Raw genomic sequence first — 11,477 nt, forward strand, 5'->3', positions numbered from 1 at the left:
GGCCGACCGCGTCCCTTCACGCGCACCGCCTCCATCCGCCGCGCCGGCGCTATGCTCGCAGCACCCTCGCGGTCTGCGGCCCGTGTCCGGCGGACGTTCCCGTCCGCGCCGCCGAGGGCAGGGCAGCGAACGCACGGAATCTGTGGAGAGCGAGAGTCAAGGATGAGTGAAGGTACGAAGGAGCAGAAGGGCCAGCCGCTGGTGACGGGCCTGCTGCGGGGGCTCGAGGTGCTGCGCTGTTTCGACCTCGGGCGCGAGCGCCTCGGCAGCTCGGACATCGCGCGCATGACGGGGCTGCCCCAGCCCACCGTCTGGCGGCTGTGCAAGACGCTCGAGCACGGCGGCTACCTGATCGCCGACCGCGACGGCTCGCGCTTCCGCCCGGGCCTGTCGATCCTCACGCTGGGCTACGCGGCCCTCGACACGCTCGAGTTGGCCGAGCTCGCGCGCCCGCTGCTGCAGGACGTGGCCACGCGCTTCCACGGCGGCGCCAGCCTGTCGACGCGCGAGCGCACCTCGATGCTCTACCTGCAGCGCTACGAGGCGCCGAACGCGGTGCTCAACGTCAACGTGCGGGTCGGCTCCGAGGTGCCGATCATGAACAGCGGCACTGGCTGGGCCTACCTGGCCGGGCTCGACGACGCGGCGCGCGCGCAGGCACTGCACGAGTGCAAGGCGGCCGACGCCGCGCTCTACAGGAAGCACGAGAAGGGCGCGCTGAAGGCGATCGCCGACTACCGCAAGACCGGCTTCATCACCAACATCGACGTCTTCTTCCCGGGCCTGAGCACGGTGGCGGTGCCGCTGCCGAGCGCGCCGGGCGGCACGCCCTACGTGCTCAACTGCACCTCGCCCTCGGCCGCGCTGGCCGATCCCGAGGTGCGCCATGAAGCGGGCCTCGCGCTGATGCACGCGGTGGAGCAACTGCGCCGCGCGGCGGCGCGGCTCGACACGGCCGGCTAGGCACGGGCCGCCCTGCGCACCCACTGGCTGCGCAGGGCCATTCATTTCCTTCCTCCTGATCTTCTGGCGACCCTGACGCCGGCGCGCGTTCGCGCGTCTCGCGGCCTGCCCCGGTCCTAGGTGAACTCCCTGATGCAGCCGCCGGCCATTGGCTCGTACGATTAGTGAATAGACTATTCATTAAGTGAATAGATGGTCTTCAAGTTCACTTTTCAAGGAAGCAACGTGATCAGTTATCCCTTCTCCGTCCAAGGCCTCCACACCCGCGTCCTGGAGGCCGGCCAGGGCGAGCGCGCGGTGGTCTTCGTGCACGGCACCGGCGGCCGTGCCGACCGCTGGGTGCGCAACATCGACGCCATCGCGGCTGCGGGCTACCACGTCTATGCGCTGGACCTGCCGGGCCATGGCTATGCATCGAAGGGCGCCGAGGTCGCCTGCTCGGTGCCCGCCTACCGCGACTTCCTCGGCCAATTCCTCGACGCGCAGAAGATCGATCGCGCGACCATCGTCGGCACCTCGCTGGGCGGCCATGTGGTGGCGGCCTACGCGGTGGCCCACCCGGCGCGCATCGACGGCATCGCGCTGGTGGGCAGCATGGGCCTGGTGCCGATCGGCGACGAGGCGCGTGGCCGCATCCAGGCCGGCGCCAACAACCAGACGCGCGACGGCGTGGCGACCAAGCTGGCGCGCGTGATCCACGACCAGGCGCTGGTCACGGCCGAGATGCAGGAAGAGGAATGGCGCATCAACAACTCGGCCGGCGCCGCCGAGTCCTTCGCCACGCTGGGCCGCTACATCGCCGCCGACCTGGACCGCGACGTGGTGGGCGAAGCGCTGGCCGGCACCGACTTCCCGGTGCTGCTGGTCTGGGGCGAGGAGGACAAGACCGTGCCGCCCGCGGTCGGCGAGAAGGCCCGTGCCATGCTGCCGCGCAGCCGCTTGGCGCTGCTGGCCGGCGCGGCCCACACCGCCTACTACGAGAAGCCCGAGCTGTTCAACCGCGTGCTGCTGGACTTCCTCGCGGGGCAGGGCGCCACGCACCAGGCCGCCGGGCTGCAGTGGAAGTGAATGCCGTGACGGGCTCCGCAGACACCAAGCGCTACCTGACCGGCGGCCGGCTGATCGACGGCACGGGCGACGCGCCGCAGCCGCTGCACTGGATGGAATTGAGCGGCGATCGCATCACCGACATCGAGGCCGGCGAGGGCCCGGGCCGGCCGCTGCCGCCGGGTGCGGTGATCGCCTTCGATGCCGCCGGCAAGACCGTGATGCCGGGCCTGATCGACGCCCACTGCCACATCAGCTACGGCGTGGCGCGCGGCATCGAGGAGCAGGACCTGTTCGGCTCGGCCGAGTACCGCTCGATCCGCGCCATGTACCACGCACAGACCGTACTGCAGGCGGGCGTGACTTCGTGCAGCGACCCGGGCGGCGGCTGGTACGTGGCGGTCGCGGTGCGCGACGCGGTCAAGGCCGGGCTGTTCCCGGGGCCGCGCATCTCGGCCGCCGCGCGCTACCTCAGCACGCATGCCGCGTTGACCGACTATTTCCCCTCGTGGGTGGGCTCGCCGCGCTCGGGCGTGGGCGTGCTCACCGAAGGCGCGAGCCACATGGTCAACGAGGTGCGCGAGCAGATCAAGAACGGCGTCGACTTCATCAAGATCGCGGCCAGCGGCGAATCGGCCACGCTCACGCCGGGCGGCGGCAGCGTGCCGGCCTTCCGCGCCGAAGAGCTCAAGGTGATCGTCGACGAGGCGCACCGCCTCGGCCGCCGCGTGACCGCGCATGCGCGCAGCGGCCAGTCGGTGGAGGACTGCGTGGACGCGGGCATCGACTGGATCATGCACGCCGACTTCATGGACCGGCGCCAGGCCGACAAGCTGGCCGCAAGCGGCATCCCCTGCTGCCCCACGCTGACCTTCGTGGCCAACGTGGCGCAATGGGGTCACATCGCGGGCTGCTCGCAGGGCCGCCTCGACCGCTTCCGGCGCGACCTCGACCTGGCCGTGACCAACCTCGACTACGCCTGGCGCAACGGCGTGCAGATGATGTGCGGCACCGACACCGGCTTTGCCGTCACGCCCTACGGCGAGTGGCATGCGCGCGAGCTCGAGCTCTTCGTCGACCTGCTGGGGATGAGCCCGCTGCAGGCCATCACCTGCGCCACGCGCAATGCGGCGGTCACGGTCGATGCGGCCAACCTCGGCACGCTGCAGAAGGGCCGGCTGGCCGACTTCCTGGTGGTCGACGGCGACCCGCTGGCCGACATCCGCATCCTGCAGGACAAGACCCGCTTCAGCGCGATCTTCCAGGGCGGCCGGCCGGTCGACCTGACGCCGCAGAAACCCATCCACCGCTGGCCCTGGGAGCGTTCGCTGCAGATCTCCGAACGCGAGCTCTACCAGTCCACCGTGACCCAGGCGCTCGCGCACCCCTGACAGAGATTCCCCACAAGAACCACAGGAGACAAGACCCATGTTGAAGAAGATCCACCGCCGCGCCTGCCTGGCCCTCGCCGGGCTCGCGGGCCTCGTGCTCGCCGGCAGCGCCCTGGCCGCCGACCCCAGCCGCATCACCATCGTCGTGCCCTATCCGCCGGGCGGCCTGGCCGACATCGTCGCGCGCCTCACCGGCAAGGTGCTGGCGCAGAACATGGGCGTGCCGGTCATCGTCGAGAACAAGCCCGGCGCCAACGGCGTGCTGGGCCTGCAGGCGATCGCCCATGCCACGCCCGACGGCGCCACCATCGGCCTGGTGCCCGCCAGCGTGCTCACGGTCAATCCCTGGCTCTACAAGGACATGAAGGTCGACACGCTCAAGGACGTGCTGCCGCTCACCCTGGCCGTGACGCTGCCCAACGTGCTGGTGGTCAACCGCGACCTGCCGGTGAAGAACCTCGACGACCTGGTGGCCTACCTGAAGAAGACACCCAACGTGAACTTCGGCTCCATGGGCACCGGCTCGAGCGCGCACCTCAACGGCGAGATGCTCCAGCGCAGCACCGGCGTCACGCTGACCCATGTGCCCTACAAGGGCAGCGGGGCGGTGATGCAGGACCTGATGGGCGGCAACATCCAGATGGCCTTCGAGAACCTGCCGCTGGCGCTGCCGCTGATCCAGTCGGGCAAGCTGCGCGCGATCGGCGTCACCAGCGCGGCCGTGTCGCCACAGGCCCCCGACATCCCGCCGATCAGCAAGGTCGTGCCCGGCATGGTCGACCAGATCTGGTTCGGCTTCATCGCGCCGCGCGGCCTGCCCAAGGACGTGGCGACCCGATTGCACGACCAGCTGGTGCGCGCGCTGCAGTCCGACGAGGTCGGCGTGCCGATCCGCGAGCGCGGCGCCAACATCACGCCGAGCACGCCCGAGGCCATGCAGAAGGTGATCGTCGACGAGCGCGGCCACTGGCAGAAGCTGATCGCCGAACGCAACATCTCCGTCAACTGAAGGCCGCCTGACGGCATGCGGGAACGAACTTCCGAACGCAGAGGACGCGGAGACGGCGCAGAAGACGCGAAAGAAGTCGAAGAAGGGAAATCTTCTTTTTGGCTTTCTTCTGCGAAACCTCTGCATCTTCTGCGTCCGGTGGTCCGCTCCCGATGCCAGGACGACGCCCTGGATGCCTCGATCACCCGCGGCCATGGCGTCGATCCGGCCTGGCCCGGTGCCCTCATCTCTCGTTTTTTTCCACCCCTGAGCATCACCCATGAAATTCGCAAGTTATGAACTCGACGGCCGCGCCAGCTGGGGCGCGGTGGTCGGCGACATCGTCGTCCCGCTGGCCACGCCGGCCCTGCCCACGCTCAAGGATGCGATCGCCGCCGAGGCCCTGCCACAGAGCGAAGCCGGCCTCGCGCTGCAGACCGGCGTGCCGTTGTCGGCCGTGCGCTGGCTGCCGGTGATTCCCGAGCCCGGCAAGATCTTCTGCATCGGCGTCAACTACGAGGAGCATCGCGTCGAGATGAAGCGCGAGCGTGTCGGCCACCCGACGGTGTTCATGCGCGTGGCCGATTCGCAGATCGGCCACGGCCAGCCGATGCTGCGGCCGCCCGAATCGGAACAGCTCGACTACGAAGGCGAGATCGCGATCGTGATCGGCCGCGGCGGGCGCCGCATCGCCGAGGCCGATGCCTGGACCCACATCGCGGGCTACGCGCCCTACAACGACGGCTCGGTCCGCGCCTGGCAGCGCCACACCACGCAGTGGACGCCGGGCAAGAACTTCAGCGGCACCGGCGGCTTCGGCCCCTGGATGGTCACGCGCGGCGAGATCGCCGACGGCGAGGTGCTGACGCTGGAGACCCGCCTCAACGGCAAGGTGATGCAGCACGCCACCACCGACATGCTGCTGTTCGACATCCCCTCGCAGATCGCCTACATCTCGAGCTTCACCACGCTGCGGCCCGGCGACGTGATCGTCACCGGCACGCCGGGCGGCGTGGGCGCGCGCCACGAGCCGCCGATCTGGATGAAGCCCGGCGACCGCATCGAGGTCGAGGTCTCGAAGCTGGGCACGCTGGTCAACCTGGTGGCGCAGGAGTAGCCGCGGCATGGACCTGGGCATCCAGGGCCGCTGGGCGCTGGTCTGCGGCGGCAGCCAGGGCCTCGGGCTGGCCTGTGCGGGCGCGCTGGCGCGCGAGGGCGTGCATGTGCTGCTGGTGGCGCGCGGCGCCGAGGCCCTGGCCGCGGCGGCCGCGGCGCTGGCGCACGACCCGCGGCTGCCGACCGGCACCTGCGTCCAGACCGTCGCCGCCGACATCGGCACCGAGGCGGGCCGCGATGCCGTGCGGGCGGTGCGCGGCGAGGTCGACATCCTGGTCAACAACGGCGGCGGGCCGCCGCCCGGCGATTTCCGGGCCTGGGACCGGGACGACTGGATCGGCGCGCTCGAGGCCAACATGCTGGCGCCGATCGCGCTGATGCGCGCCTACGTCGACGGCATGGTGGCGCGCGGCTTCGGCCGCATCGTCAACATCACCTCCAGCGCGGTCAAGGCGCCGATCGAGATGCTGGGCCTGTCCAACGGCGCACGCAGCGGACTCACCGGTTTCGTGGGCGGGCTGGCGCGCTCGAGCGAACTGGCGGCGGCCAACGTGACGGTCAACAACCTGCTGCCCGGCCTGTTCGACACCGCTCGCATGGCCCGGCTCGCGCACGCGGCGGCCGAGCGGTCCGGACAGTCGGTCGCGCAGTACACGCAGGACAAGCACGCCACCATTCCCGCGCGCCGCGCCGGCCGGCCCGAGGAGTTCGGCGCCGCCTGCGCCTTCCTCTGCGGCGCGCAGGCCGGCTACCTCACGGGGCAGAACATCCTGCTCGACGGCGGCGCCTTTCGCGGGACGCTTTGACGGAAAAGAGGGCGGACCGGCACGGTCGGGCCGGTCCGATTCGGTGGCGTATGCTCCGCCTTCTTCTGTGTCAAGGTTCAATTTTTCGATGGCAAAAACATTCGTTCAGGTGCAAAAACAGATCGAGCAACTGCAAAAGCAGGCCGATCAGCTGCGAAAGAAGGAAGCCGACGGCGTGCGCGCCCGGATCCAGGAAGCGATCAGCGTGTACGGCTTCGGCGCGGACGATTTCGATTTCTCGGGCCAGCCCCCGCGCGCGGGAACGGCCCGGAAAAGCGCCGGCCAGCGCGCTCCCAAGGCCGCAGCGAAGACCCGGGCGAAGGCCAAGGCCTCGCCCGCCGCCGCCAAGTACAAGGACGACCAGGGCCACACCTGGGGCGGCCGCGGTCCGCGTCCCGTCTGGTTCAAGGCGGCACTGGAAGCCGGCAAGACGCCGGAAGAGCTCCTCGCCTGATTGTTGGCGCGTGCTTCGCTCCGGTCGGGCAGTTGGCCTGCACGGGGTGGGCGCCCGCGCTGCTACATTGCCGCATGGTTTCCGCCGACCCCGATCCTGATCCCGACACCGCCATCGATGCCTTGATGGACGTCGCCTCGAGCGAGGGGCTGCGCGCCTTGCTGCTGCGACTCAACGAGCGGGTGGCGCACCGCTACACCGCGATCTACCGCCTGAACGGCGAGATGCTGCAATGCGTGCACCTGATCGACAAGACCGGCGCGGTGCAGCCCGGTTTCCTGGCCGAGGTGTCCTTGCAGGACAGCTTCTGCCAGTTCGTGTTCCGCGACGGCGTCTTCCAGACCGAGAACTCGGCCTTCGACCATCGGCTCGACGGCCATCCCTACCAGGGCGTGGTGGTGTCGTACCACGCGATTCCGCTGGTGGCCGAGGGCGGCACCCTGTTCGGCACGCTGTGCCATCTCGACACCGTGCCCTGCGACCTGCCGGAACGGGAGCTCGCCTTCCTGCAGCGCGTGGCCGCGGGCCTGCCGGCTTTTCTGGAGCGTCCCGCCGCGTGAGCGGTACACGCCTGAAGGCCGCGTCCTGCGCGGCGTCCCAAGCCGGCCATGACACTCAAGATCTTTCTTGTCGAGGACAACCAGACCATCCGGGACAACCTCGTCCCGACGCTGGAGGATCTGGCCCACGCCGAGGTGGTGGGCATCGCCGAGGGTGAGCACGACGCCAACACCTGGCTCGCGCGCCATCCGGAGGCCTGGCAGCTGGCGGTGGTCGATCTGTTCCTCAAGGAGGGTTCGGGCCTGGGCGTGCTGCGCCAGCTGCAGAACCGCGCGCCCGGCCAGCATGCGGTGGTGCTGACCAATTACCCGACCCCGAGCATCCGCCACCGCAGCCTGGCGCTGGGCGCCGACGCGGTGTTCGACAAGTCGACCGAGCTCGACGCCTTCTTCGCCTTCTGCCTGCAGCCGCAGGCGCACGCGGCGCGCTGAGCCGCTGCTAGGGCGCCGTGGGGACCGTCAGCGTCTCCCCGATCGCCAGGAAGTGCCCGCCCGCGATGTAGTGCAGGCTGCGCAAGGCCGGATCGGCCGTCTCGAAATGCCAGTGGCCGTCGCGGAACACCCGCGTGTCGGACCAGGCGGCCACCACCTCGCCGATGAACAGGTCGTAGGCCTGCTGGTTGTGCGGCTCCGCGATCAGCCGGCATTGCAGCCAGGCCGCGCAACCGTCGACGAACGGCAGGTCGCTGCCGGGCATGCGGAACAGCTGCACGCCCGAGCGCTCGAGCTTGTCGGCCGCCTCGTGCAGGCTGCGCGTGCCCAGCGTGTGGGTCAGCGTCAGCTGCGCGACCGTCGGCACCTGGATCACGAAAGTGCCGCTGCCCTCGACCAGTTCACGGGTCTTGGTCGCCTTGTCCAGCACGACGGTGAGCTTGGGCGGTGCGAAGTCCAGCGCGCAGGCCCAGGCCGCGGCCATCACGTTGTCCACACCGTCGTGGCGGGCGGACACCAGCACCGTCGGGCCGTGGTTGAGCAGGCGGTAGGCTTTGTCGAGGGGGACGGGGGCGATGGGGTGTTTCATGGGGAGGGGTCGACGGGCACGTTCGCGACGCCAGTGAGCGCTCTGGCTGCGGGCAGATATCGCTCCAGGATGCCGCACATCGTCGCGGCGTCGGCTTTGGACAAGGGCGGAAACGGCGAGCGGTACGAGGTCGCGTTGCGCCGCTCGTGCGCGCGAATGACCGCATCCATCTCCGCGGGCAGCAGCTTCAAGTCGGCGCTGACGCGCTGGATCGCCAGCGCGCGGCCTGCCTCCTTGGTGCGTACTTCGCGAAATTCGAGAACGGCCTGCACCAACTGGTGATAACCCTCGTAGGCATTCGTGAAGACCTGCATCGGTTCGGTGGCCAGCGGCGTGCCGGCCAGCAGCGATTTCGACAAGGCCAGGAAGCTCTCCGCATTCTTCAGGAAGCCAGCCACCGCGCCGGGCGTGGGTTGCACAGCCTCGAGCGCGCGGGTCCGGATGAGGTTCTCGTATTCAGTCGGTCTGGGCATGCGGTATCACCTCGAGTCTGGGACCCTGGACGATCTGGGATACCACCGGATCTTCCTTCACCAGGTGGCGCCATTCCTGCGGTTCATAGACATTGAATTGCACCACACGTCCGAGTTTCTGCTGCAACCGGCTGGAGGCTTCGAACAACTCGAGCGGGGGCACCGTGCCCACGATCATGACGTCGATGTCGCTCGTCGCGGTGTCCGTGCCTTTCACCACCGAGCCGAAGATGAAGGCCTCGTCGATGCGATCCGCGTGGGCTTGCAGCGCCTCGCGCACAGGTTCGATCAGGCCGAAGGTCTTCAGCGCGATGCTGCGCAATTCCGGGTACAGGAAGAACGCGGTGTTGGCGCGGATGCTTCGCTGCCGACCTCGGCGGGGCTCTTCCATGAGCACGCCGGCATCGACCAGCCGGTCGATCTGCTTCTGGGCGCTGCCGCGGCCCGCGTCGGCCTGACGCAGCAGTTCCTGGAGCGTGAATGAGCGTTCCGGATGGCTCAGCGTCGTGCCGAGCACGCGCTGCACGGTGGGTGTGAAGAGAAAGTCGACGGAACCCATTGAATCCCTGAATGAAGGCTATTTATCCCTATTTTAGGGATAAATGGCCTTTCAATGGGGATATGCATTCGCGCTCAGCGCCGCATCGTGTCCCGCTGCGACACCGCCGGCGCGTCGTTGCCCCAGCTGCCGCGCACATAGGTCAGCACGGCCGCGATGTCGTTGTCGTCGAGCACGTGGCCGAAGGGCGGCATGCCGTAGGGGCGAGGGTTGCCGGCCGTGGCGGGCAGGAAGCCGCCGTGGCGCACCACCTGGATCAGGTTGGCGGGGGTGTCCATGTTGACCGCGCGGCTGCCGGCCAGCGGCGGGTAGGCGCCGGCCGCGCCCTGGCCCGCGTCGCCGTGGCAGTAGGCGCAGCGCTGGTCGTAGATGCGCGCGCCGCGTTCCATCGTGCCGACGTCGCGCCGCTGCGGCGCGGGTGCCGGCGCGGTGGCGTCGGGCAGCTTCTGCAGGTAGAGCGCCATGGCCGTGAGGTCGGCCTCGCTCAGGTGTTGCGTGCTGCGGAAGACCACGTCGGCCATCGGGCCCATCACCGAGCCGCCGGGCGCGGTGCCGTTCTTCAGCAGCGCCACCACGTGGCGCGTCTCCCAGTCGGCCACCGAGGCTTCGCGCTTCGAGGTGAGCGAGGGCGCGTACCAGTTCTCGATCGGGATCAGGCCGCCCGACAGGCCGCGTTTTTCTTCGGTGGCGCCCAGCACGTTGCGCGTGCCGTGGCAGGCGATGCAGTGGCCCAGGCCTTCGACCAGGTAGGCGCCGCGGTTCCATTCGGCCGGCTGCGCCGGGTCGGGCACGAAGGGCGCGGGCGTGAAGGAGAGCGCGCGCCACACGGCCAGCGCGGCCTGCGTGTCGTAGGGGAAGCGCAGCCGGTGCGGCGCGTTCGGCGTGGCCGAGGCCGGCACGCTGCGCAGGTAGGCGTAGAGCGCGTCGGAATCCTCGCGCGTGATGCGCGTGAAGCTCGGGTAGGGGAAGGCCGGGTAGAGCAGGCGGCCGTCCTTGGAGCGGCCGTTGTGCATCGCGCGCCAGAAGTGCGCCGGGCTCCAGCTGCCGATGCCCTGCTGGGCGTCGGGCGTGAGGTTGCTGGCGTAGACGGTGCCGAAGGGCGTTTCGATGCCCAGGCCGCCCGCGTAGGGCTGGCCGCCGCGCACCGTGTGGCAGCCCGCGCAGTTGCCGGCCAGCGCGAGGTAGCGGCCGCGGTCGACCTGGGCCGGCGTGGCCTCGAAGGCGGTGCCGGCTTCGGCGGGCAGTGCGTCTTCGCCGCGCAGGTTGAGTGCGACCAAAGCCGCGGTGCCGAGCACCAGCAGCACGACCAGGCCGGCGAGGATGTAGAGGAGGCGTTTCAACATGGTCGCGCCCTCACTTCTTCACCGAGGCCGGCATGGCGCTGCAGGGCATGGGCAGCGGGCCGGGCAGCGCGGCCACGGCCTTGGCGCGGTCGGGCACGGGCTGCAGCGCGAGCCAGGCCGCGACGGCGTTGATGTCGGCGGTGTCCAGCTTGCGGCCGACCTGGGCCATGCAGTCGGGCGCGAGCGCGTGGCGGTCGTCGGTGAGCCAGGCGCCGAGCTGCGAGGACAGGTAGAGCCGCGGCAGGCCGACCAGCGCCGGGATGCCGGGCAGCACGCCGGTGAGCGCCGCGCCGTGGCATTGCGTACAGGCCGGAATGCCGCGCGCCGCGTCGCCCTGCAGCGCCAGCGTCTTGCCGCGCGCCAGCGTCTCGGCCGAGGCGTCGCTGACGGGCGAGACCGCGGGGTAGGGCAGGTCGAGCCCGGCGAAGTAGGCGGCCATCTCGCGCAGGTAGTCGTCTGACAGGTGCTGCACCAGGTGGACCATGTCCGAGTTGAAGCGCCGGCCGTCGCGGAAGCTCACCAGTTGATTGAACAGGTAGCCCTCGGGCTTGCCGGCCAGCCGAGGGAAGAAGGCCGCGTTGTTGCTCGCGCCTTCGCGGCCATGGCAGGCGATGCAGGCGGCCACGCGCTGCGCGATGGTGTCGGGGACGGTGCGCGGTGCCGCCGCGGGTTCGGCCGCCGGGGCCAGCGTGGGGAGGACGCAGAGTGCGAGCAGGGCCAGCAGGCGGCGGGAGGAGTGCAGCAGCTTCAAATCGG

14 protein-coding genes are annotated in these 11,477 nt (G+C 69.9%); 9 read left to right on the forward strand and 5 right to left on the reverse strand.

Annotation, left to right across the window (positions count from 1 at the left end):
- Window positions 1–162 precede the first annotated feature (162 nt).
- From QTI20_RS00535 to QTI20_RS00575, 9 genes are all read left to right on the forward strand, one after another.
- Entirely contained in the window at window positions 163–963 is an 801-nt protein-coding gene (locus QTI20_RS00535) for an IclR family transcriptional regulator (RefSeq protein WP_286550829.1), read from the forward strand.
- 225 nt (window positions 964–1,188) lie between these two features.
- On the forward strand, window positions 1,189–2,031 hold the full coding sequence (locus QTI20_RS00540; RefSeq protein WP_286550828.1) for an alpha/beta fold hydrolase: 843 nt from the start codon (window positions 1,189–1,191) through the stop codon (window positions 2,029–2,031).
- A gap of 5 nt (window positions 2,032–2,036) precedes the next feature.
- Complete coding sequence (locus QTI20_RS00545) at window positions 2,037–3,401, forward strand: metal-dependent hydrolase family protein (RefSeq protein ID WP_286550827.1); 1,365 nt, start codon at window positions 2,037–2,039, stop codon at window positions 3,399–3,401.
- Window positions 3,402–3,438: 37 nt separating this feature from the next.
- Complete coding sequence (locus QTI20_RS00550; RefSeq protein ID WP_286550826.1) at window positions 3,439–4,410, forward strand: Bug family tripartite tricarboxylate transporter substrate binding protein; 972 nt, start codon at window positions 3,439–3,441, stop codon at window positions 4,408–4,410.
- Between the two features lie 259 nt (window positions 4,411–4,669).
- Window positions 4,670–5,506, forward strand: coding sequence for a fumarylacetoacetate hydrolase family protein (locus tag QTI20_RS00555; protein ID WP_286550825.1), 837 nt, complete (start codon window positions 4,670–4,672; stop codon window positions 5,504–5,506).
- Window positions 5,507–5,513: 7 nt separating this feature from the next.
- Window positions 5,514–6,311 carry an SDR family oxidoreductase gene (locus QTI20_RS00560; protein WP_286550824.1) on the forward strand — a complete coding sequence of 266 codons (798 nt, stop codon included), beginning with the start codon at window positions 5,514–5,516 and terminating at the stop codon, window positions 6,309–6,311.
- Window positions 6,312–6,399: 88 nt separating this feature from the next.
- A complete protein-coding gene (locus QTI20_RS00565; RefSeq protein ID WP_286550823.1) occupies window positions 6,400–6,765 on the forward strand; it encodes an H-NS histone family protein in 366 nt (121 codons plus the stop codon).
- 74 nt (window positions 6,766–6,839) lie between these two features.
- The gene (locus QTI20_RS00570) at window positions 6,840–7,325 is read left to right on the forward strand and encodes a guanylate cyclase (protein WP_286550822.1); all 486 of its coding nucleotides are present in this window, start codon (window positions 6,840–6,842) and stop codon (window positions 7,323–7,325) included.
- A gap of 48 nt (window positions 7,326–7,373) precedes the next feature.
- On the forward strand, window positions 7,374–7,757 hold the full coding sequence (locus tag QTI20_RS00575) for a response regulator (protein WP_286550821.1): 384 nt from the start codon (window positions 7,374–7,376) through the stop codon (window positions 7,755–7,757).
- Between the two features lie 7 nt (window positions 7,758–7,764).
- On the opposite strand, the gene QTI20_RS00580 is transcribed toward QTI20_RS00575, so the two are convergent.
- The 5 genes from QTI20_RS00580 to QTI20_RS00600 form a co-directional block, all read right to left on the reverse strand.
- Window positions 7,765–8,346 (reverse strand): flavin reductase family protein, encoded by a 582-nt coding sequence (locus tag QTI20_RS00580; RefSeq protein ID WP_286550820.1) that lies wholly within the window; start codon window positions 8,344–8,346, stop codon window positions 7,765–7,767.
- Window positions 8,343–8,819, reverse strand: coding sequence for a hypothetical protein (locus tag QTI20_RS00585; RefSeq protein WP_286550819.1), 477 nt, complete (start codon window positions 8,817–8,819; stop codon window positions 8,343–8,345). The genes QTI20_RS00580 and QTI20_RS00585 overlap by 4 nt, the downstream gene beginning before the upstream one ends.
- Complete coding sequence (locus QTI20_RS00590) at window positions 8,803–9,378, reverse strand: nucleotidyltransferase domain-containing protein (RefSeq protein WP_286550818.1); 576 nt, start codon at window positions 9,376–9,378, stop codon at window positions 8,803–8,805. Before QTI20_RS00590 ends, QTI20_RS00585 begins: the two co-directional genes overlap by 17 nt.
- A 74-nt stretch (window positions 9,379–9,452) precedes the next feature.
- On the reverse strand, window positions 9,453–10,721 hold the full coding sequence (locus QTI20_RS00595; RefSeq protein WP_286550817.1) for a c-type cytochrome: 1,269 nt from the start codon (window positions 10,719–10,721) through the stop codon (window positions 9,453–9,455).
- Between the two features lie 10 nt (window positions 10,722–10,731).
- A complete protein-coding gene (locus tag QTI20_RS00600; protein ID WP_286550816.1) occupies window positions 10,732–11,472 on the reverse strand; it encodes a c-type cytochrome in 741 nt (246 codons plus the stop codon).
- Window positions 11,473–11,477: the final 5 nt, after the last annotated feature.

This window comes from Variovorax sp. J2P1-31 (genome assembly GCF_030317215.1).
In the GTDB taxonomy this organism is placed as follows: Bacteria; Pseudomonadota; Gammaproteobacteria; order Burkholderiales; family Burkholderiaceae_C; genus Variovorax.